Source organism: Bradyrhizobium sp. C-145, assembly GCF_023375135.1.
Lineage (GTDB): Bacteria > Pseudomonadota > Alphaproteobacteria > Rhizobiales > Xanthobacteraceae > Bradyrhizobium > Bradyrhizobium zhanjiangense.
Window position 1 is genome coordinate 1,872,436 of sequence record NZ_CP088150.1, and the last position, 21,400, is coordinate 1,893,835.

General features: G+C 64.6%; 16 protein-coding genes. 14 read left to right on the forward strand and 2 right to left on the reverse strand.

The window, feature by feature from the left end; translation table 11 throughout:
• Positions 1-13 precede the first annotated feature (13 nt).
• Positions 14-670, reverse strand: coding sequence for a molybdenum cofactor guanylyltransferase MobA (mobA, locus tag LRP30_RS08745; RefSeq protein WP_249760041.1), 657 nt, complete (start codon positions 668-670; stop codon positions 14-16).
• A complete protein-coding gene (gene fdhD / locus LRP30_RS08750) occupies positions 651-1,541 on the reverse strand; it encodes a formate dehydrogenase accessory sulfurtransferase FdhD (protein WP_249760042.1) in 891 nt (296 codons plus the stop codon). Before fdhD ends, mobA begins: the two co-directional genes overlap by 20 nt.
• A 104-nt stretch (positions 1,542-1,645) precedes the next feature.
• Between fdhD and LRP30_RS08755 the strand changes: the two genes are divergently transcribed.
• From LRP30_RS08755 to LRP30_RS08820, 14 genes are all read left to right on the forward strand, one after another.
• On the forward strand, positions 1,646-3,439 hold the full coding sequence (locus tag LRP30_RS08755) for a bifunctional molybdopterin-guanine dinucleotide biosynthesis adaptor protein MobB/molybdopterin molybdotransferase MoeA (protein ID WP_249761729.1): 1,794 nt from the start codon (positions 1,646-1,648) through the stop codon (positions 3,437-3,439).
• Between the two features lie 45 nt (positions 3,440-3,484).
• On the forward strand, positions 3,485-3,718 hold the full coding sequence (locus LRP30_RS08760) for a sulfurtransferase TusA family protein (RefSeq protein WP_249760043.1): 234 nt from the start codon (positions 3,485-3,487) through the stop codon (positions 3,716-3,718).
• A 128-nt stretch (positions 3,719-3,846) separates the two neighbouring features.
• A complete protein-coding gene (locus LRP30_RS08765) occupies positions 3,847-5,280 on the forward strand; it encodes a sigma-54 dependent transcriptional regulator (protein WP_128935817.1) in 1,434 nt (477 codons plus the stop codon).
• Entirely contained in the window at positions 5,273-7,297 is a 2,025-nt protein-coding gene (locus LRP30_RS08770) for a cache domain-containing protein (protein ID WP_249760044.1), read from the forward strand. Before LRP30_RS08765 ends, LRP30_RS08770 begins: the two co-directional genes overlap by 8 nt.
• Positions 7,298-7,640: 343 nt before the next feature.
• Complete coding sequence (locus tag LRP30_RS08775; protein ID WP_249760045.1) at positions 7,641-9,362, forward strand: OFA family MFS transporter; 1,722 nt, start codon at positions 7,641-7,643, stop codon at positions 9,360-9,362.
• Between the two features lie 197 nt (positions 9,363-9,559).
• Entirely contained in the window at positions 9,560-11,263 is a 1,704-nt protein-coding gene (locus LRP30_RS08780) for an NADH-ubiquinone oxidoreductase-F iron-sulfur binding region domain-containing protein (protein WP_249760046.1), read from the forward strand.
• Positions 11,260-14,025 carry a formate dehydrogenase subunit alpha gene (gene fdhF / locus LRP30_RS08785; RefSeq protein WP_249760047.1) on the forward strand — a complete coding sequence of 922 codons (2,766 nt, stop codon included), beginning with the start codon at positions 11,260-11,262 and terminating at the stop codon, positions 14,023-14,025. Before LRP30_RS08780 ends, fdhF begins: the two co-directional genes overlap by 4 nt.
• Positions 14,026-14,363: 338 nt before the next feature.
• Positions 14,364-14,837, forward strand: coding sequence for a Cys-tRNA(Pro) deacylase (gene ybaK, locus LRP30_RS08790; RefSeq protein ID WP_249760048.1), 474 nt, complete (start codon positions 14,364-14,366; stop codon positions 14,835-14,837).
• Positions 14,838-15,057: 220 nt separating this feature from the next.
• The gene (locus LRP30_RS08795) at positions 15,058-15,894 is read left to right on the forward strand and encodes an N-acyl homoserine lactonase family protein (RefSeq protein ID WP_164940322.1); all 837 of its coding nucleotides are present in this window, start codon (positions 15,058-15,060) and stop codon (positions 15,892-15,894) included.
• Between the two features lie 112 nt (positions 15,895-16,006).
• Positions 16,007-16,954 carry an ABC transporter ATP-binding protein gene (locus LRP30_RS08800; protein ID WP_249760049.1) on the forward strand — a complete coding sequence of 316 codons (948 nt, stop codon included), beginning with the start codon at positions 16,007-16,009 and terminating at the stop codon, positions 16,952-16,954.
• Positions 16,951-17,652: an ABC transporter permease subunit gene (locus LRP30_RS08805; protein WP_249760050.1), complete on the forward strand. Its 702-nt coding sequence runs from the start codon at positions 16,951-16,953 to the stop codon at positions 17,650-17,652. Before LRP30_RS08800 ends, LRP30_RS08805 begins: the two co-directional genes overlap by 4 nt.
• Positions 17,653-17,663: 11 nt before the next feature.
• Positions 17,664-19,253: a Gldg family protein gene (locus LRP30_RS08810; protein ID WP_249760051.1), complete on the forward strand. Its 1,590-nt coding sequence runs from the start codon at positions 17,664-17,666 to the stop codon at positions 19,251-19,253.
• Between the two features lie 38 nt (positions 19,254-19,291).
• On the forward strand, positions 19,292-20,311 hold the full coding sequence (locus tag LRP30_RS08815; protein ID WP_249760052.1) for a DUF4340 domain-containing protein: 1,020 nt from the start codon (positions 19,292-19,294) through the stop codon (positions 20,309-20,311).
• On the forward strand, positions 20,308-21,399 hold the full coding sequence (locus LRP30_RS08820; protein WP_249760053.1) for a HupE/UreJ family protein: 1,092 nt from the start codon (positions 20,308-20,310) through the stop codon (positions 21,397-21,399). Before LRP30_RS08815 ends, LRP30_RS08820 begins: the two co-directional genes overlap by 4 nt.
• Position 21,400: the final 1 nt, after the last annotated feature.

The following is a 21,400-nucleotide window of genomic DNA, read 5'->3' on the forward strand; positions in this document are numbered from 1 at the left end:
GGAGCACACCGCCTTACGATGCGTCATCCAGCGCCGCCAGCCGCTCGGCCTCGGCGATGTCCTCGACGGTATTGGCATTGAAGAACGGGTCGAGCGGCTCGGTCGGCCATGTCACCGTTGCCAGCGGATAGCGCGCGGTCCAGCGGTCGATCTTGCGGAGGTCTTCGACGACGAGTGCGTGGCGTAGCTCCTCACGCAGATCCACGCGCCATAGCCCAATCACCGGATGCGACTGATCGCCCGATGCGGCGACCGCGAGTTGCGCGTTCTCGCGCGCTCGCGCCTCATGTAGGCGGGCGACCAGATCGCGCGGCAGGAACGGGCAGTCGCCGGCGGCGCTGAGCACCCACTCGATGTTCGGTCGGTTTGTCGCGGTCCAGTCGAGCGCGGCGAGGATGCCGGCGAGCGGGCCGGGAAAGCCGGGCACGTCGTCGGCGACCACCTGCAAGCCGAACGCGGCGAAGCGCGCGGGATCGCCGTTGGCATTGAGGATCAGTCCGCTACATTGGGATGAAAGGCGCGCGATCACACGTTCTAGGATGGTGCGGCCACCGATGCTGCGCATCGGCTTGTCGCCGCCGCCCATGCGGCGGGCGAGACCGCCGGCGAGCAGAACGCCAAGAGTCGGCGGAACACTCGTCGCGGGAATCTCAGTCGTCACCACCTTCACCCTTGCGCTTGTGCTTGGCCGATTCCTCCTCGACGTAAGCGAGGTTCTGGTCGTAGACGATGCGGTCCTCGCCCGAGAGTGCGATGAAGCGCTTGCCGCGGGTGCGGCCGATCAGCGTCAGCCCGACCTGCCTTGCGAGATCGACGCCCCAGGCGGTGAAGCCGGAGCGCGACACCAGAATCGGAATGCCCATGCGCACAGTCTTGATCACCATCTCCGAGGTGAGGCGTCCCGTGGTGTAGAGGATCTTGTCGCTAGGCTCGACGCCGTGGCGGTACATCCAGCCCGCGATCTTGTCCACGGCGTTGTGACGGCCGACGTCCTCGGTGTAGCAAAGCGGGGTGCCCTCCTTGCACAGCACGCAGCCATGGATCGCGCCGGCCTCCAGATAAAGCGAAGGCATGGTGTTGATGGTCTGCGTCATCTGGTAGAGCCAGGAGGTGCGCAGCTCCGCCTTCGGCAGTGCGACACTCTCGACCGCTTCCAGCAGGTCGCCGAAGGCGGTGCCCTGCGCGCAGCCCGAGGTCTGCGTGCGCTTCTTCAGCTTGGCCTCGAAATTGGTGTGGTGTGAGGTGCGCACCACGACCACCTGGAGGTCATCGTCGTATTCGACCTCGGTGACCGCGTCATTATATTTCAGCATGTTCTGGTTCAGCAGGTAGCCGAGCGCCAGATATTCCGGATAGTCGCCGATCGTCATCATGGTGACGATCTCCTGCGAATTCAGGTAGAGCGTCAGCGGCCGCTCCATCGGCACCTTGATCTCGACCCTGGCGCCGGTCTGGTCGGTCCCGGTCACGCTCTGGGTCAGGCGCGGGTCGTCCGTGTCAGGGACGATCAGGGGCACCGGGGTCTTGTCGATCTTCATCATGGTTGCGAGGTTAGCATGACATTCGGGTCAAGCCGATATAAGCATGGCGGGGAGAGGCCGGAAGTTCCATCGGCGGGCGAGCCGTTGGCGGAGATCGGGTGGTTATGAAAGTCATCGGCCTTGCAGGCTGGAGTGGGGCGGGCAAGACCACGCTGTTGACGCGGCTGATCCCGCATTTCAACGCGCAGGGCCTGCGCGTTTCCGTGATCAAGCACGCGCATCACCAGTTCGACGTCGACGTGCCCGGCAAGGATTCCTGGCGCCATCGCGAGGCCGGCGCGGCCGAGGTGTTGGTTGCTTCGTCCAACCGCTGGGCCTTGATGCACGAATTGCGCGGCGCGGCGGAGCCGCGGCTGCCGGAACTCTTGGGCAAGCTGTCCGCGGTCGATCTGGTCGTGGTCGAGGGCTTCAAGCGCGAGCCACATCGCAAGATCGAGGTGTTTCGCGGCGCCAATGGCAAGCCACTGCTGTTTCCAGACGATCCCGGCATTGCCGGTATTGTCGCCGACGTCGCGGTTGACACCCGGCTGCCGACTGTCCATCTCGACGATATTCCGGCCGCGGCGGCATTGTTGCTCCGCGCGGCGATGCCGGTCGAGGAAGCGGTGGCAAAAAGCGCCGCGATGCGCGGACGAGGCACCATGGCGCAACTATCGGACGATTGCTTTGCCTTCGGCGGCCCGATGATGTCGGTGGACGAGGCCGTTGGCCTGATCACCACGCGCGTCAATGCGATCGCCGATCTCGAAACCGTGGCGCTCGTCGAAGCGGATGGGCGCGTGCTGGCGCACGATATCGCCGCGCCTTTGCCGCTGCCGCCCTTCACCAACTCCGCCGTCGATGGTTACGCCGTCCGCAGCGCGGATCTTCCGCAAGGCACGGAGCAGGCGTTGCCGCTCGACGGCCGCATCCAGGCCGGCGGCCTTGCACAGACGCCGATCAAGCCCGGCCACACCGCGCGCATCTTCACGGGTGCGCCGATGCCGCCGGATGCCGAGACGGTCTTCATGCAGGAAGATGTCCGCATCGATGATTCCGGCAAGATCGTGCTGCCGCCGGGACTGAAGCCGGGTGCCAATGTTCGCCCTGCGGGCGAGGACATTCCCGAAGGGTACGTCGCGCTGCGCGCCGGCCAGCGCTTGCGGCCGCAGCACGTTGCCCTCGCCGCCGCCTTCGGCCTGACCAGCCTCGACGTCGTCAGGCGCATCCGCGTCGCGGTGTTCTCGACCGGTGACGAGCTGGCCTCGCCCGGCGAACCGCGCGCAGCCTCGCAACTGTTCGATTCCAACCGCTTCATGCTGATGGCGATGCTGCGCCGGCTCGGCTGCGAGGTCAGCGATCTCGGCATCTTGCGGGACGAACGGACGTCGCTTGCGAACGGCCTGAAGCAAGTCGCCGGTGAACACGACCTTATCCTTACCACCGGTGGCGTTTCGACCGGCGAAGAGGATCACGTCAAGGCGGCGGTCGAGAGCATCGGCTCGCTGGTGCTGTGGCGGATGGCGATCAAGCCCGGCCGGCCGGTCGCAATGGGCATCATCGACGGCACGCCGCTGATCGGATTGCCCGGCAATCCCGTTGCGAGCTTCGTCACCTTCGTCCATGTGGTGCGGCCGACGGTGCTGGCGCTCGCCGGCAGCCTGCCGGAGCCGCTGACGCCGATCCCTGTGCGCGCCGCGTTCACCTACAAGAAGAAGGCGGGCCGGCGCGAATATGTTCGCGTCTCCTTGCGGCGCGGAGAGGACGGCGCGCTGGAGGTCATCAAGTTCCCGCGGGAAGGCGCTGGGCTGTTGTCGTCGCTGATCGAGACCGACGGCTTGGTCGAACTCGGCGAGGACGTCACGAATGTCGAGCCGGGGCACAGCGTAGGTTTCCTACCCTACGCCGATCTGCTCTGATGCGGCTGCGTTGACGCCATCGCCTCATCCCGCCATGTTGCGCCCATGACCCGAACGACGCTCGATCTCACCGGGCTGAAATGCCCGCTACCTGCTCTGAAGACGCGCAAGGCGCTAAAGCCGTTGCAGCCTGGCGATCAACTCGAAGTGCACTGCACCGATCCCTTGTCGGTGATTGACATTCCGAATCTGATTCGCGAGACCGGCGACAAGGTCGAGATCACCGAGCGCAACGACGCGCGCATCGTATTCCTGGTCGAAAAGAGCGACGCCCCGTAGAAAGGCGAATGTTCACGGCGGTGACGTTTGACTATGCTGCGCCCGCGGGGGAAGCGGCCGGAAGCTTCGCTGCAGTGCGAAAGCGCCGAATATTGCGGTGGATGGATCTCAAACCTAAGACATCGGGCATGACTTTCTCAACTTCGAGGGCAAGCGCAGCTGCAAGTCCCGCGGTGGGCCGCGAGCCTGCCGTCAAGCTCGGCAAGACGGCTGCAGGGCCGGAGTTCGGCGCGCTGGCGCAGGCCTCCATCCTGATCGTCGACGACGAGCCGGGCATGCGCAATTTCCTGGTGCGCACGCTTGCGCCGCGCTGCAAGCTGGTGGACGAGGCGGCCGATACCGACCAGGCTTCGCGCAAGCTCGATTCCAACCGCTACGACGTCGTCATTCTCGATAACATCATGCCAGGCAAGAATGGCGTCGATTGGCTCGCCGAGCAGCGCGCCGTCGGCTTTTTCGCCGACGCCATCCTGATCACCGCCTACGCCGACCTCGACACTGCGATCCAGGCCCTGCGCGCCGGTGCGGCCGATTTCGTGCTCAAGCCGTTCCGCTCCAACCAGATCCTCAACGCGGTGGCACGATGCCTCGACCGTGTCCGCCTCCAGCGCGAGAACTATGTCCTGCGCTATGCTCTGCGTGCCTCGTCCGACCGCACCTTTCTGCGCGACAATCTGATCGGACAGTCGGCAGCGACGCTGCGCGTACGGGAGACCATCGCGCGCGTCGCGCGCCTGCCGACCTCGGTTCTCCTCACCGGCGAATCCGGCACCGGCAAGGAAGTGGCAGCGCGCTCGATCCACTCGCTGTCCGACCGCGCCGACAAACCCTTCGTGCCCGTGAATTGCGCGGCGATCCCGCCCGAGATGATCGAGGCCGAGCTGTTCGGACACATCAAGGGCGCGTTCACCGGCGCCGATTCGGGACGCGAGGGCTTATTCCTGTATGCGCATGGCGGCACGCTGTTCCTCGACGAGATCGGGGAGCTGCCGCTGCCGATGCAGAGCAAGCTGCTCCGCGTGCTCGAAGACCGCCGCGTCCGTCCGGTCGGCTCCGAGCGTGAGGTTCCGGTCGACCTTCGCTTCATCTTCGCAACCAATGCCGAGCTTCAGAAGGAGGTCGAGAAGGGCCGTTTCCGAGCTGATCTGTTCTACCGGCTCAACGTGATGCAAATCCGCCTGCCGCTGCTGAAGGATCGCGGCGATGACGTGCAGGAGCTTGCCGCCATCTTCATGAGCAAGCTGTCGGCTCAGCTCGGCATGCCGCCGGTGCCGATCGACGCCGCGGTGCGGGCGGCGCTCGCAAGCTATGACTGGCCAGGCAATGTGCGCGAGCTGCGCAATTTGATCGAGCGCACGCTGATCCTCGGCGCCTTCCCCGACGATTTCGCCGGTCCCCGCAACAACGGTCAGTCGGCGCCTGCCGACAGTCTCGCGGAGCTCGAGCGCCGTCACATTCTCGGCGTGCTGAAGGAGGTCAATGGCAATCGCGAGGAGGCGGCGCGTCGCCTCGGTATCTCGCGCAAGACCATCGACCGCAAATGCGCGTTGTGGGATGTCTGATGCTGCCGGCCGCAGCGGCGAGCCCGTGCGGGGACGCTCCGTCCGCTTCCGGCTGCTCGCCATCGCGCTGCTGCCGATGCTGGTCATCCTGCCGCTCCTGCTCGGCGTTGCGATCTATCGCTGGAACGCGAAGTTCGACGCGACCCTGATCTCCAAGGTCAACGGCGATCTCACCATCGCCCACCAATATCTCGCCCGCATCCTGGAAAAGACCGGCGTCCAGCTCCGGGCGCTCAGCCTGTCGGCCCGCTTCCATGAGGTGCTGGCGCCGGATGCGCGCGGCTCCCTGCAGGATCTGCTCGACGAGACCCGCAAGGAAATTGGTCTCGATTTCCTGTATCTGACCAACGATCGCGGCGACGTCCTGGCCTCATCGCCGCCGCTGCAGCATCGACCGAGAAGTGACTGGCCAATCATCAGGTCGGCGCTGTCGGGACAGGTCCCTGCGACGGGCGTCGACATTTTCGGCAATGACGAGCTCGCCGCAATTTCGCCGGCCCTGGCTGAGCGCGCGCGATTGGACCTCGTGCCGACCCCGAACGCGGTGCCGACCGACCGCAGCACCGAGACGCGCGGCATGGTCGTGCATGCGGCGAGCCGGGCGATGCTACCTGACGGTGGCGCCGCTGCGCTGGTCGGCGGCACGCTGCTCAACCAGAATCTCGAATTCATCGACACGATCAACGATCTCGTCTATCGCGCGGCGAGCCTGCCGGAGGGCAGCCAGGGCACTGCGACGCTGTTCCTGGACGACGTGCGGATATCGACCAACGTCCGTCTGTTCGAGGGACGGCGCGCGCTCGGCACGCGCGTGTCGGCGGCGGTGCGCTCGGCCGTGCTGGGCGAGGGGCGGACCTGGCTCGACAGCGCTTTCGTGGTCAATGACTGGTACATCTCCGCCTACGAGCCGCTGGTCGACAGTTACGGCAAGCGGGTCGGCATGCTCTATGTCGGCTTTCTGGAGAAGCCGTTCAGTGAAGCCAAATACCAGACATTGATGATCATCATCGCAGCGTTCATCGCGATCACCGCAGCGACCGTACCAATCTTCCTGCGCTGGGCGAGCTCCATCTTCATGCCGCTGGAGCGCGTCACGGCGACGATCACCGAGGTGGAGCGCGGGAACCTCTCCGCCCGCACCAAGATGCCGGTGTTGGGTGACGAGATCGGCCGCGTCGCGGTTCATCTCGACAGCCTGCTCGACCAGATCCAGGAACGCGACCGACAGCTCCGGGAATGGAATGAGGAGCTGAACGTTCGCGTGCGGGAGCGCACGCGCGACCTCGAGCACGCCAATTTCAAGCTTGAGGCGACCACCAAGCAGCTCATCATGTCGGAGAAGCTGGCTGCGATCGGCGAGATCACCGCCGGCGTTGCGCACGAGATCAACAATCCGATCGCGGTGATGCAGGGCAATCTCGACGTCATCCGCAGCGTGTTCGGGGCCGATGCCGACAAGGCGAAGGTCGAGTTTCGCCTGCTCGACGAGCAGATTCACCGCATTAGCCAGATCGTGACCAAGCTGTTGCAGTTTGCAAGGCCGGAGGAGTATGCCGGCTATGTCGAGCGCCATGCGCTGGCGAGCGTCATCTCCGACTGTCTGCCGCTGGTGCAGCATCTTCTGAACAAGACCGAGATCGCCGTGGTCAGGGACGACCGCGCCAACCGGCTCGTGCTGATGAATCGCAACGAGCTGCAGCAGGTCCTGGTCAATCTCATCGTCAACGCGATCCACGCCATGCCGGAAGGCGGAACCCTGACGCTCCGCTCCTTCGATGCGGAGCGCGACGGCCATCAAGGCGTCGCCATCGAGGTCGCCGACACTGGCATCGGCATGAGCACCGAGGTGATCGAAAAGATATTCGACCCCTTCTACACCACGAAACGGCGGCAAGGCACCGGGCTCGGCCTCTCGATCAGCCAGACGCTGATCAAGCGCCAGGGCGGACAGATCACGGCCGAAAGCCGCGTCGGTTCCGGGAGTACATTCACGGTGTGGCTGCCGGAAGCGAGCTGATTGGACATTTTGTCCGAGGATCTCGGGACATTCTGTCCGACGCAGCACATTGCGCTGCGGGAAGTCGTTGAATTGTCACGATGCTATTTCTGGCACGCGCGTTGCTCATCTCAAGACAGGGTGTTGAGGGGGATGAGGGCGCGATTGCCGTCACTGCAACGCTGCTCGCGAGGCGAAGGGACGTCACCCGCGATCAGCCGTTTGCTCGGCGCGCATGAGGCGATGCTCACCAGACGATTCCGCTTCGGCATGAAGTCCGACCTGTCATGCGCGGCTGCCAAGCTCGCACACGACCGGTCTCAAACCGATGTGCCGGCAAGGCCACGCTTTGGAGGTAATGCTTATGACGACTGCCGATACCGTTCTTGCACCAATTGGTGCTTCCGGCTTCCTCGATCGTGAACGCACGATCGCGACCGCCGGGTTCAATCGCTGGCTGGTGCCGCCGGCAGCGCTGTGCATCCATCTGTGCATCGGCATGGCCTATGGCTTCTCGGTGTTCTGGCTGCCGCTGTCGCGCGCGATCGGGTTGACCGCACCGAAAGCCTGCCCGGATATGTCGCTGTGGCAAGAGCTCTTCACCACCACTTGCGACTGGAAGGTCGCAAGCCTGGGGTGGATGTACACGCTGTTCTTCGTCTTGCTCGGCGTCTCCGCTGCGATCTGGGGCGGCTGGCTCGAGCGCGCCGGTCCGCGCAAGGCGGGCGTCGTCGCCGCCTGCTGTTGGGGCGGCGGTCTTCTGATTGGTGCCTTCGGAGTCTACGTCCACCAGCTCTGGATCATGTGGCTTGGTTGCGGCGTGATTGGCGGCGTCGGTCTCGGCCTCGGCTACATTTCCCCGGTGTCGACCCTGATCAAATGGTTTCCGGACCGCCGCGGCATGGCGACCGGCATGGCCATCATGGGATTTGGCGGCGGCGCCATGATCGGAGCGCCTCTGGCAAACATTCTGGTGAACGGCGGCAAATTCCTCAGCTTCGATCTTGGCTCCTTCCATTTTGAATTGGGCGCTCCTGGTTTCTTTCCTGGGTTCAAGTCGGCCGCCGACGTCGGCGTCTGGCAGACCTTTCTCTTGATGGGCGTGATCTATTTTGTCTTCATGATGATCGGCGCCTTCGCCTATCGCGTGATTCCGACCGGCTGGCAGCCCGAGGGCTGGACCGCGCCGACCGAGAAGAAGTCGATGATCACCGAGCACCATGTGCACCTCAATAACGCACACAAGACGCCGCAATTCTGGCTGATCTGGTGGGTGCTTTGCTTGAACGTCTCGGCGGGTATCGGCGTGATCGGCATGGCCTCGCCCATGCTCCAGGAGATCTTCGCCGGCAAGCTGATTGGGCATCCCGAGCTAAGCTTCGGCCAGCTTTCGGTTGAACAGAAAGCTGCGATCGCAGCGATCGCCGCCGGCTTCGCCGGCCTGTTGTCATTGTTCAACATCGGCGGCCGGTTCTTCTGGGCGTCGATGTCGGACCTCATGGGTCGCAAGAACACCTACTACACGTTCTTCATACTCGGCATCGTGCTCTACGCGCTGGCGCCGACCTTCGCGGCGATGGGCTCGAAGCTGTTCTTCGTGCTCGCCTTCTGCATCATCCTGTCGATGTATGGCGGCGGCTTCGCGACCGTGCCGGCCTATCTCGCCGACATGTTCGGCACTCAGTTCGTCGGCGCCATCCACGGCCGGCTGCTGACGGCGTGGTCGACCGCGGGCATCATCGGCCCGGTGGTGGTGAACTATATCCGCGAGTTCCAGCTTGCGGCCGGCGTGCCGCGGGACAAACTCTATGACACCACAATGTACATCCTCTGCGCGATGCTGATTGCAGGCCTGATCTGCAACTATTTGATCAGGCCGGTCAATCCGAAGTGGAACATGAGCGCGGAAGAGGTCGCCAAGTTGCAGGCAGCGAGCGCCAAGAGCGAAGCGGTGATCCAGCACGGCTCCTTCGGTATCGGGAAGGGTGGGCTCGATGTCTCGGCCGCGCTGTTCTGGGCCTTCGTGGCTATTCCGATCGCATGGGGCGTGTTGAAGACGCTCGAGAGCGCGGTGAAGATCTTCTGATCGCGCAGGGCCCTCTCGCAGCGGGAATCTCCACTCCAAGGTGCATGAGGGCGGCGCCAGATCAATCCGAGCGGGGCATGCGGCTTTTTGGCCGCATGCCCCCTAAATACTTATTGCAACGCACGAATTCTCTTGGCATCTGGTATGCCAATGATTAGGATTGGACTTGTTCTAAAGAAGGGCTACGAGACGCAGCGATGAGCCACGACGTGCAACAGGTCCGCTCGTTCGAACATCCGGGCGAGGGACGGAAGCGAGCCAAGGCGACGCCCAAGGGGCGCCAGGTCGACCCTACGGCGGCGCACGAGATCGAGCTGTTGCTCGGCGACAGGCCGCGGCGGCGCGATCTGCTGATCGAATATCTGCACCTGATCCAGGACAAGTACCACCAGATTTCGGCCGCGCATCTCGCCGCGCTCGCCGACGAGATGAAGCTCGCCTTTGCCGAGGTGTTCGAGACCGCGACCTTCTACGCTCATTTCGACGTGGTGAAGGAAGGTGAGCCCGACATCGCGCCGCTGACGATCCGCGTCTGTGATTCGCTGACCTGCGCGATGCTCGGCGGTGAGAAGCTCCTGCAGGATTTGCAGAGCGCCTCGGGCCCTGGCATCCGCGTCGTGCGCGCGCCCTGCGTTGGCCGTTGCGATACCGCGCCTGCTGCTGAGGTCGGCCACAACTTCGTCGACCACGCCACCGTCGCCAATGTCATGGCGGCCGCGAAGGCCGGCGACACCCACGCGCATCTGCCCAACTATGTCGGCTACGAGGCCTACCTCGCCGGCGGTGGCTACAAGCTGCTCAATCGCCTCCGCTCCGGCGAGCTGCCGAAGGACGATCTCTTGAAGGCGCTCGACGACGCTTCGCTCCGCGGTCTCGGCGGCGCAGGCTTCCCGACGGGACGCAAATGGCGCGCGGTGCTCGGCGAGCCCGGACCGCGGCTGATGGCGATCAACGGCGACGAGGGCGAGCCCGGCACGTTCAAGGACCGCTATTATCTGGAAACCGATCCGCATCGCTTCATCGAGGGCATGCTGATCGGCGCGCATGTGGTGCAGGCCTCCGACGTCTACATCTATCTGCGCGACGAATATCCGGCCTCACGCGAGATCCTCGAACGCGAGATCGCCAAGCTCCCGCCGGGCGGTCCGACGCTGCATATGCGCCGCGGCGCCGGTGCCTATATCTGCGGCGAGGAATCTTCACTGCTGGAGAGCATCGAGGGCAAGCGCGGCCTGCCCCGGCACAAGCCGCCTTACCCGTTCCAGGTCGGCCTGTTCGGCCTGCCGACGCTGATCAACAACATCGAGACGCTGTGGTGGGTGCGCGACATCGTCGAGAAGGGCGCCGACTGGTGGAAGGGCAATGGCCGCCATGAGCGTCATGGCCTGCGCAGCTTCTCGGTCTCGGGCCGCGTCAAGAATCCCGGCATGAAGCTGGCGCCTGCGGGCATCACCGTGCGCGAGCTGATCGACGAATATTGCGGTGGCATGGCCGACGGCCATCAGTTTTATGCCTACCTGCCGGGCGGCGCGTCCGGCGGCATCTTGCCGGCATCGATGGACGACATCCCGCTCGATTTCGGCACGCTGGAAAAATATGGCTGCTTCATCGGCTCCGCCGCGATCGTGATCCTGTCGCAGAAGGACAGCGTGCGCGCGGCGGCGTTGAACCTGATGAAGTTCTTCGAGGACGAGAGCTGCGGTCAGTGCACACCGTGCCGCGTCGGAACCCAGAAAGCGGCGCTGCTGATGCAGAAGCCGGTCTGGAATCGGGCCTTGCTGGAAGAATTGAGCCAAGCGATGCGCGATGCCTCGATCTGCGGGCTCGGACAGGCGGCATCGAATCCGCTGACCACCGTGATCAAATATTTCCCTGACGAGTTCAAGGACGCGGCCGAATGACCAAGATTACGTTCGAGCTTGACGGCAAGCAGGTCGAGGCCAAACCCGGCGAGACGATCTGGCAGGTGGCCCAGCGCCAGGGCCGCGAGATCCCGCACCTCTGCTATTCGCCCGCACCCGATTATCGCCCTGACGGCAACTGCCGCGCCTGCATGGTCGAGATCGAAGGCGAGCGCGTGCTGGCGGCATCGTGCAAGCGCACGCCGTCGGTCGGCATGAAGGTGAAGACCGAGAGCGCCCGCGCGATTGCTGCGCAGAAAATGGTGATGGAGCTGCTCGTCGCCGACCAGCCGGCGCGCGAGACCTCGCATGATCCGGATTCGAAGTTCTGGCACTGGGCCGAGACCACCGGTGTCACCGAGAGCCGCTTCCCCGCCGCCGAGCGCTGGGCGACGGATGCCAGCCATCCGGCGATGCGCGTCAATCTCGATGCCTGCATCCAGTGCGGCCTGTGCGTGCGCGCCTGCCGCGAGGTCCAGGTCAACGATGTCATCGGCATGGCCTACCGCAATGCCGGCGCCAAGATCGTGTTCGACTTCGACGATCCCATGGGCGAATCGACCTGCGTCGCCTGCGGCGAATGCGTGCAGGCCTGCCCGACCGGCGCGTTGATGCCGGCCGTGATGCTCGACGACAAGCAGACCCGCGTCATCTATGCCGACAAGAAGGTCGATTCCCTGTGCCCGTTCTGCGGCGTCGGGTGCCAGGTGACCTACGAGGTCAAGGACGAGAAGGTGATCTATGCGGAGGGCCGCGACGGCCCCGCCAATCACAACCGTCTCTGCGTCAAGGGCCGCTTCGGCTTCGACTACATCCACCATCCGCATCGTCTGACCAAGCCGCTGGTGCGGCTGCCGAATGCGAAGAAGGACGCCAACGACCAGGTCGATCCGGCCAATCCCTTCACCCATTTCCGTGAAGCGAGCTGGGAAGAGGCGCTCGATATCGCCGCCAAGGGTCTCGTCAAGATCCGCGACGAGAAAGGCGTGAAGGCGCTGGCGGGCTTCGGCTCGGCCAAGGGCTCCAACGAAGAGGCCTATCTGTTCCAGAAGCTGGTGCGCACCGGCTTCGGCTCGAACAATGTCGATCACTGCACCCGTTTGTGCCACGCCTCGTCGGTCGCGGCGCTGTTCGAGGGCCTGAGCTCGGGCGCGGTGTCGGCGCCGTTCGCGGCCGCGATGGACGCCGAAGTGATCTGGGTGATCGGTGCCAACCCGACCGTGAACCACCCGGTGGCGGCAACCTACATCAAGAACGCGGCGAAGAAGGGCGCCAAGCTGTTCGTCATGGATCCGCGGCGACAGAGCCTGTCGCGTCACGCGACCAAGCATCTGCAGTTCAAGCCGGGCTCCGACGTTGCGATGTTGAACGCGATGATCAACACGATCATCACCGAAGGCCTGACCGACGACCAGTACATCGCCGGCTACACCGAAGGCTTCGAGGAGCTCAAGGAGAAGATCAAGGAATTCACGCCGGAGAAGATGGAGCCGATCTGCGGCATCCCGGCGCAGACCCTGCGCGAGGTCGCGCGGACCTATGCGCGCGCAAAATCCTCCATCATCTTCTGGGGCATGGGCATCAGCCAGCACGTCCACGGCACCGACAATGCGCGCTGCCTGATTGCGCTGGCGCTGATCACCGGCCAGGTCGGCCGTCCCGGCACCGGCCTGCATCCGCTGCGCGGTCAGAACAACGTGCAGGGCGCCTCCGACGCCGGCCTGATCCCGATGTTCCTGCCGGACTACCAGCCGGTCGGCCGCGACGACTTGCGCGGCGCTTTCGAAAAGCTCTGGCAGCAGGATCTCGATCCCGTGCGCGGCCTGACCGTGGTCGAGATCATGAACGCGATCCATGCCGGCGAGATCAAGGGCATGTATATCGAGGGCGAGAACCCCGCGATGTCCGACCCCGATCTCCAGCATGCCCGCGAAGCGCTCGCCATGCTCGATCATCTCGTGGTGCAGGATCTCTTCGTCACCGAGACCGCATTCCATGCCGACGTGATCCTGCCGGCCTCGGCCTTTGCGGAGAAGGAGGGCTCTTTCACCAACACCGACCGCCGGGTGCAGCTCGCGCGTCAGGTGATCAAGCCGCCGGGCGATGCGCGGCAGGATCTCTGGATCATTCAGGAGATCGGTAAGCGCATGGGGTTGCCGTGGAATTATTCCGGCCCCGGCGATGTCTACACCGAGATGGCGGAGCTGATGCCGTCGCTGAAGAACATCAGCTGGGAGCGGCTGGTGCGGGAAGGCGCGGTCACCTATCCGGCCGATGCTCCCGACAAGCCCGGCAACGAGATCATCTTCACCACGGGCTTCCCGACCGCGAGCGGCCGCGGCAAGATCGTGCCGGCCAAGGTGATCCCGCCGGACGAACTGCCCGACGCCGAATACCCGATGGTGCTCTCCACCGGCCGCGTGCTGGAGCATTGGCACACCGGCTCGATGACACGCCGCGCCCAGGTGCTCGATCAGATCGAGCCGGAAGCGGTCGCGTTCATGTCGCCGAAGGACATGCGGAAGAAGAACCTCGCGCCGGGCGACTTCATTCGCCTGGAGACCCGACGCGGCGCCGTCGAGGTCAAGGTGCGCTCCGACCGCGACGTGCCCGAGAACATGGTGTTCATGCCGTTCTGCTATGCGGAGGCGGCCGCGAACCTGTTGACCAACCCGGCGCTCGATCCCTTCGGCAAGATCCCGGAGTTCAAGTTCTGCGCGGCCAGGGCGGAGCGCGTGGAGATGCGCGACGCGGCGGAGTAGGGGCGACCTCCTCCCTGTGGAGTTTGGCGGCGTAGCGCCGCCAAAACTCCGCTGTCGTCATCGCGCACGAGGCTTGCCACAGAAACCGCTGTCATGCCCCGGCTTGACCGGGGCATCCAGTACGCCGCGGCGGATGTGGTAAGAGCGAGTTCTCCAATGCCGGCGTCTGGGATACTGGATCGCCCGGTCAAGCCGGGCGATGACACCGAGGGTTTGGCGCGCAAGAGTGCCCACATCGTCATTGCGAGCGCAGCGAAGCAATCCAGACTGTCTCTCCGGCGGGATTCTGGATTGCTTCGTCGCTTCGCTCCTCGCAATGACGGTGGTAAACGTGACTCATGTCCAAAGTCACCCCCGCCACGCGCGCGCTTGAAGCCGCCGGAGTTGCCTTCACCGTCCACACTTATGACTACGATCCCGATGCCGCGAGCATCGGGCTCCAGGCCGCCTCCGCGCTAGGTGAAGACCCGGCGCGGGTGTTGAAGACGCTGATGGCCTTAGTGGACGGCAAGCCGGTCTGCGTGGTTGTGCCGTCCGACCAGGAAGTCTCAATGAAGAAGCTCGCCGTCGCCGCGGGTGGCAAGTCGGCGCAGATGATGAAGCCGCTCGAGGCCGAGCGCGTCACCGGGTACAAGGTCGGCGGCATCAGCCCGTTCGGGCAGCGCAAGCCGGTGCGCACTGTGATCGACCGGCGGGCCATGACGCAGGAACAGGTGTATCTCAACGGGGGCCAGCGCGGCTTACAGGTGCGGCTCAAGCCGGACGATGCGCGCGAGGTCCTCAAGGCAGCCGTGGTCGACGTGATTGCCTGACCACGCCGGCGCGTTGCACGCGCCATCAGTTGCGGTGCACAAACGCAGCGTCTTGCAGGTTGAATTTATTGCATGCTCGCGTGCATTGATCCTGCACAGCGTCATTAGACTATGGTAGGGTACGACATCCGCTGAAAAAAAGTGCGTCGAAAACAGGGAGGACGACATGCGGGGGATTGCGTCGAAGGTCCTTGGCTCGCTGGCCGCAGGACTTTTTTTTATGTCCGGTGCCGTGATGGCCGCGGAGCCGCCGAAGGAGATGAAGCTCTACGTCTTCTCGTCGGGGGCGCTCAATCTCGACAAGTCGATCATTCAGAATGGCAGCAGTGGCAAGGTCCAGATCCCGGTCGGCTTTTTTCTGATCCGGCATCCGAAGGGCGACGTGCTGTTCGACTGCGGCAACAACGACCGCATCATCAAGGATCCCGACTATTGGGGCCCGTTCGTGAAGGCGCTTGACCCCGGCCGTTCGCCCGACATCGCCATCGACGCACAGCTTGCCAAGATCAACGTCAAGCCTTCCGATATCAAATATGTCGTGCTCGGCCATTTCCACGTCGATCACGCCGGCAACATCGGAAAATTCCTGGACTCGACCTTCGTGTTCCAGCGTGACGAGATCAGGAACGCGTTCTGGCCGGCGCCGGGCTATGCAACCTTCTTCATCTCGGACGACTTCGCCATGCTGCGCAACAGCGTCGGCGGCGGCATGCCGGCCAAGTACAAGACCATCGAGCTCGACGGCGATCTCGATCTGTTCGGGGACAACAGCGTCTTCATCCATCGCACCGTGTCGCACACGCCCGGAAGCCAGATCCTGGTGGTGCGGTTGCCGAAGACCGGAACAGTGGTGCTGACCAGCGACGCCATCTATCTCCAGGAGAATCTGGATAAGAACATCCTGCCGAGCATCGGCAGCGTCTATGATCCGGTCGGGATGCTCGATGCCTATGCCTGGGTGAAGCGGGTCCGCGACACCGAGGGCGCCGACATCATCTACGCCCACGATCCCGACGTGTTCAAGGCGCACAAGCACTCACCCGAATTCTACGAGTGATCGGTTCGCGACATCGGGTCATCTCGCGCAAGTCGTTATCCCGGGTCCCTGTGCCCGGGATTCCGTTCGGTGCTCCGAGGGAGTACCTGCCAGAGGGGTGTCTAAAGTCTTCATGCTTCCGGCTGTCTCTCCGGTCGTTGTCGCCGAGCGCGTGACAAAATGGTACGGGCCGCGGCGCGCTGTCGCCGACGTCTCGTTTTCCATCGCGCCGGGCGAGATCGTCGGACTGCTCGGGCCGAACGGATCCGGCAAGAGCACGATCTTCCGCATGCTTACGGGCTATCTGGTTCCGACGAGCGGGCGCATTGCGGTCGCCGGTCACGACGTGGTTGAGGATTCCATCGGTGTGCGCCGCGCCATCAGCTACGTGCCGGAAGATGCGCCGCTCTACGACCACATGCGGGTCGGCGAATTCCTGCATTTTATGGCGGGGCTCAAGGGCCTGCACGGGGCGAAGGCAAGGGCCGCGGTCGACGAGGCGGCCGAGCGGCTCGACCTTGTGCGCGTCATGAAGCTGACAGCCGGCAAATTATCGCGCGGCTTCCGCCAGCGTGTCTCGATCGCGCAAGCACTCTTGGGCAATCCAGACGTTCTGGTGCTGGACGAGCCGACCAGCGGGCTCGATCCTCATCAGGTGATCGCCGTACGCGACCTGATCCAGTCGCTGGCCGGACGGCACACCGTGCTCATGGCCTCGCACATCCTGCCCGAGATCGAGAAGATTGCGTCGCGGGTGATGATCCTGCTCGATGGCGTGCTGCTGACATCCGATGCATTGAAGGATGCCGCGCCCGATCTCCGGCTTCGCTTGTCGGCGGATGCGTCGCTCGAATTCATTCGCGCTGCGGCTGATGCTGTCGCCGGCGTGCGCGACATCGTCGCCGCTGCCGATGGAGGTGGGCGCTTTGTCGTTGCGGCGGATCGGCGTCCCGCACTTGCCGCCGACCTCTTGTCCGCGCTGGTCGGTGCGCAAATTGCGGTGCGTGAGCTGACCGAGCTGCGGCCCGACCTCGAGCGGGTGTTTCTCGACCTCACCCGCCAGCCGGAGGCGGCCGCATGAGAAGCTTTGCCGTGCTGCTGGGCAAGGAAGCGACAGCGCTGTTCTCTTCGCCGATCGCCTACGTGCTGATGACCGTGTTCCTGCTGGTCATGGGCTATAGCTTCACGCTGACGCTGTTCCTCAGCCATCAGCCGAGCATGGTGCACGTCTTTTTCCAGATGTTCGTGCTGTTCATGCTGACCGCGCCGCTGATCACCATGCGCCTGTTCGCGGAGGAGCGGAAGCTCAAGACGCTGGAGGTGCTGCTGACCGCGCCTGTCTCCGAGGTCGCCATCGTGCTTGCGAAATTTCTCGCCGCGATGAGCCTGATCGTGGTCATGCTTGTGCTGTCGGGGGCCTATGCGTCCGCGCTCGCCTGGTTCGGCGATCCGGATTTCGGCCCGATCTACAGCGGCTATTTCGGCCTCTTGCTGTTCGGCTCGGCGCTGGTCGGCGCGGGGCTGTTGGCCTCGGCGTTGACGGCCAACCAGGTGATCGCGGCGCTGATCTCGCTCAGCGTGTTCCTCCTGCTCTGGATCATCGACAATTTCGGCTGGCTGCTGCCGAGCCCGTTCGACACGCTGGTGGTGAACCTGTCGCTCTCGGTCCATTTCCGTCCCTTTGCCGTCGGCTCGATCTACCTGTCCGACGTGGGCTTCTTCCTCAGCGTCACGCTGCTGATGCTGCTGTTGACGGTCCGCGCGCTGGCGCGGCGGTGAGAGGCAACCGAATGACCGGCCCCGCCAGATCGAACGTCGCGCTGCTCGTCCTGGCGGCCGGAGCGATCATCTGCGGCGCACTCGGCTTTGCCGGACTTGGCGAGTCGGCCTCGAACACCTTGCTGTTCATGGCCTGCGGTCTCACCTTGCTCGCACTCTTCATCGTCGCGATCAGGCTGCCGTTGCGCAGCGGCGGTTCGGCCTGGCTCGCGAACACGTCGATCGTCCTTGCCGCCATCGCCGTCGTGATCGGCGCCAACGTTGCGCTCTATCGTCATGATTTGCACTTCGACGTCAGCCGCGAAGGGCGCAACACGCCGCCGCAGCAGCTCACCGACGTGATCGCGCAATTGCGCGTCCCGCTGTCCCTGACCTATTTCTACAATGCCGGCGATGCAAATGCAGTCAACGTCAAGGAACTGGTTCAGACCGCGGCGCGCAATCATGCGCTGTTCGCGTTCCGCGCCATCGATCTCGACAAGGAGCCAGGCCTTGCCCGCGATCTCGGCGTTCGCGCCTACAACACGGCGGTGCTCCAGGCCGAGGATCGCAAGGTCCTGGTCGAGAACGTCATTGATCCCGCTCGCATCGGCTATGCGGCGCTGCGGGTGCTGCGCAAGCGGGTGGAGACTGTGTGCTTCGTCACCGGTCACGGCGAGACGTTTCGGCCGCTGCCTTCGCATTTCCATTTCAGCCATGTCGAGACGCTGAAGGGGCACGAGACGCCCGGCGCTGGCGACGTGCTGGAGGCGGCGCCGGAAGCGCTCGACCGTCTCCAGCTCGCGTTGAACCAGATCGGTTTCGAAATGCGCGAGCTCGTCACGGCGACTGCCTCCAGCATCCCGTCAGACTGCTCGGTCGTGGCCGATGTCGGCCCACGCACCGCCTTTTCCGCTGACGAGGCGGCGCTGCTTGGCGACTATGTCAGAGGAGGGGGCCGGCTTCTGCTGCTGATTGATCCGCTATCGGAGGTCAACGGCGATTTCGAGCGCCTGCTGCTGAGGCCTGTCGGCTTGTCGACCGAGGCGGCGATCGTGATCGATCCCCTCAACCATTTCCGCACCGACGCCGACAAGGTCGCGGTCCCCTATTATCCGCCGCATCCGATCACCCGGCGCCTGGCGTTGACCGTGTTTCCGCAAGTCCGGCCGCTCGCGGTCACGCAGCCGCCAAGCGGCGTAAGCACGATCGTGCTCGCGGCCAGCAGCCAGGACAGCTACCTGCGTTCGCCCAGGAATGGCGCCGCTGCGAGCGATGGGGCGGCAACACGGCCCCGCAATGCCCAGCCGCTCGCGGTTGCTCTCGAGGGGACCTGGCCGGGCGGCGCGCCAGACAAGCGCTTCCGCATGGTCATAGCCGGGACCAGCAAGTTCGCGAGCAACGAATATTTCCCCTATGTCTCCAACGGCGAGCTGTCGCTCGCCACGCTACGCTGGCTCGCCGAGGATGATAATTCGCCAAGTGTCGCACCGCAGACCTTCAAGCTGCCGGAGATCGTGTTGACCAGCGGCCAGATGCGCGACACCTTCATTGTGCTGGAAGTGCTGTTGCCGCTGAGCACGGCCTTGTTCGGTGTTGCGATGTGGTGGAGGCGGCGGTGAGGGCCGGGGCGGCCGGAGGCGGGACGCCCCGATGGCTGATGCTGCTCCTGGCTGTGGTGCTGGTGGCGCTCCTCGGGCTGCTGGTCCTCAGTGGAGAGTGGCCGGCGCTGCGCAGCAAGGTCGCATTCGCACCCAAGGGCCTCCTGGCCCTCACGCCGGCCGACATTCGGAGGGTGGAGATCCGTTCGGATGGTGACAGCGTCGTCTTGCTTCGCAGGGAAGGCGCATGGGCGATCGAGGGGCTGGATGGCACCATGCCGGCTGAGCTCAGGACGCATCTCGAGACGGCGCTGCGGCTCGCCACGGTGAGCGAGCCGGCGCGCGAAATCCAAGCCGGCGAGCTCAGCCCGGCAAGCTTCGCGGGCTTCGGTCTGGACCCACCCGCAACCGTCGCGGTCATCGAGGCCGTCGACGGTACGGCGACGTCGGTGAATGTGGGCGCGCTCAATCCGGCGAACACGTCGCACTATGTCCGGGTCAGCGGTCGCCCCGCCGTATACCTGATGCCGCGCCATGTCGGCGAGGAGTGGCGCGTCACCTTCGACATGACGCGCCGCCTGCGCGGTCCGGCCGGCGCCGATGCGGCGAGCCGTGGCAAGAGCCTGTTGCTGCCGGTATCGATGGCGCAGGTCTGGGCGCTCGAGATCGTCTTCGCCGGCAAGCTCACCCGTTTCGAGCGCGATGCCGGCGGCAATTGGTTCCGCCATCTCGGTCAGCACAACCATGCCGCCGGTAATGTTGTCCATGTCGCCGATTCCGAGCAGGCCCGCATTATCGATGCAGCGCTGCGTGCGTTCGATGCCGCTGCGGTCGAGACGCGGATTGGCGCTGCCGATCCGTCGCAATTGGCGCGCTACGGCCTCAATCTGCCGAGCCTGATCGTTCTGGTCTTCGCGCGCGACGCGTCGGCGCCGCTCGCAAGGCTCGAATTCGGCGCCTCCGCCGACAGCCTCGATCGTTACGCGCGGCTCGCGCCCGAGGGCGCCGTGGTCACGGTGGCCGAGTTCGAGATGCGCCGCTTGACGGAGCTGCTGCGCGCGGTCGGAGCGGGATCATGATGCGAGCGCGCCTGGCGCTGCTCGGCATGATTCTGCTCGGCATCGGCATGCCGGCATGGGCACACCAGGTCAATCTGTCGACCGCACGTGTGGCACTGACCGCCGCTCGCGCCGTGACCATCGAGGTGGCACTCAAGGGTAGCGACGTCGACCGGCTTGTCGGTACGAAGGTCTATGACGCGAAGCAAGATGCGGTCGATCCGGCCGCGGTCGAAATGGCCGCGGCCTCGATCCTGACCTATGTACGATCACATCTCGCGGTAACCGGCGCCGGCGGCACGGCGTGCTCGGCCAGGACTGCCGCGATCCTGGCGGACGGCGACGGCATCATCTATCGCAACAGTTTCGATTGTGCCGCCGTGGCCGGTGACATCGTCTATCGCTCCACCGTGCTGACCGAGAGGGACCCCACCGCGCGTCAGGTGGTGCTGGTCGCGCAGAATGGGACCGAGGCGCAGGCGCTGCTCGATTCTGGCAATACCACGGTCACGCTGTCCGCCCCCGCGCCGCTGCTGTGGTCGACGATGCAGCGCTATCTCCTCACCGGCATCGAGCACATTTTTCTCGGCTACGATCACATCGCCTTCCTGATCGCCGTCGTGCTGTGGGCACGCCGGCTTATTCCCATCATCAAAATCGTCACCGCCTTCACCATTGCCCATTCGCTCACGCTGTCCCTGGCCGCGCTGGACGTCCTCGCCATTCCGAGCCGGATCGTGGAGCCGGCGATCGCCGCCTCGATCCTGTTCGTTGCCGTGGAGAATTTCTTTTCGCGCGACATCGACAAGCGCTGGCGCGTGACCTTTCTGTTCGGACTGATCCACGGCTTTGGTTTCGCCGGTGCGCTTCAGGAGATCGGCCTGCCGCCGAACGCGGTGGTGCCGGCGCTCGCCGCCTTCAACATTGGCGTCGAGATCGGGCAGGTCGCGATCGTTTCGATCGTGCTGCCGCTGCTTGGCCTGGTCGATCGGCTGTTTGCAGCCGACCGGTCAAAGCCAGTGCGGGCTGCGAGGCTGGTCTATGCTGTCTCCGCGGCAATCAGCCTGCTCGGCGGCTACTGGTTGCTGACGCGCGTCTTCGAAGCGTGAT

What these genes read in the sequence shown, in the direction of transcription:
- fdhD (WP_249760042.1), bottom strand. Translation starts at nt 1,541, where the DNA reads ATGATGAAGATCGACAAGACCCCGGTGCCCCTGATCGTCCCTGACACG.
- LRP30_RS08755 (WP_249761729.1), top strand. Translation starts at nt 1,646, where the DNA reads ATGAAAGTCATCGGCCTTGCAGGCTGGAGTGGGGCGGGCAAGACCACG.
- LRP30_RS08760 (WP_249760043.1), top strand. Translation starts at nt 3,485, where the DNA reads ATGACCCGAACGACGCTCGATCTCACCGGGCTGAAATGCCCGCTACCT.
- LRP30_RS08765 (WP_128935817.1), top strand. Translation starts at nt 3,847, where the DNA reads ATGACTTTCTCAACTTCGAGGGCAAGCGCAGCTGCAAGTCCCGCGGTG.
- LRP30_RS08770 (WP_249760044.1), top strand. Translation starts at nt 5,273, where the DNA reads ATGTCTGATGCTGCCGGCCGCAGCGGCGAGCCCGTGCGGGGACGCTCC.
- LRP30_RS08775 (WP_249760045.1), top strand. Translation starts at nt 7,641, where the DNA reads ATGACGACTGCCGATACCGTTCTTGCACCAATTGGTGCTTCCGGCTTC.
- LRP30_RS08780 (WP_249760046.1), top strand. Translation starts at nt 9,560, where the DNA reads ATGAGCCACGACGTGCAACAGGTCCGCTCGTTCGAACATCCGGGCGAG.
- fdhF (WP_249760047.1), top strand. Translation starts at nt 11,260, where the DNA reads ATGACCAAGATTACGTTCGAGCTTGACGGCAAGCAGGTCGAGGCCAAA.
- ybaK (WP_249760048.1), top strand. Translation starts at nt 14,364, where the DNA reads ATGTCCAAAGTCACCCCCGCCACGCGCGCGCTTGAAGCCGCCGGAGTT.
- LRP30_RS08795 (WP_164940322.1), top strand. Translation starts at nt 15,058, where the DNA reads ATGTCCGGTGCCGTGATGGCCGCGGAGCCGCCGAAGGAGATGAAGCTC.
- LRP30_RS08800 (WP_249760049.1), top strand. Translation starts at nt 16,007, where the DNA reads ATGCTTCCGGCTGTCTCTCCGGTCGTTGTCGCCGAGCGCGTGACAAAA.
- LRP30_RS08805 (WP_249760050.1), top strand. Translation starts at nt 16,951, where the DNA reads ATGAGAAGCTTTGCCGTGCTGCTGGGCAAGGAAGCGACAGCGCTGTTC.
- LRP30_RS08810 (WP_249760051.1), top strand. Translation starts at nt 17,664, where the DNA reads ATGACCGGCCCCGCCAGATCGAACGTCGCGCTGCTCGTCCTGGCGGCC.
- LRP30_RS08815 (WP_249760052.1), top strand. Translation starts at nt 19,292, where the DNA reads ATGCTGCTCCTGGCTGTGGTGCTGGTGGCGCTCCTCGGGCTGCTGGTC.
- LRP30_RS08820 (WP_249760053.1), top strand. Translation starts at nt 20,308, where the DNA reads ATGATGCGAGCGCGCCTGGCGCTGCTCGGCATGATTCTGCTCGGCATC.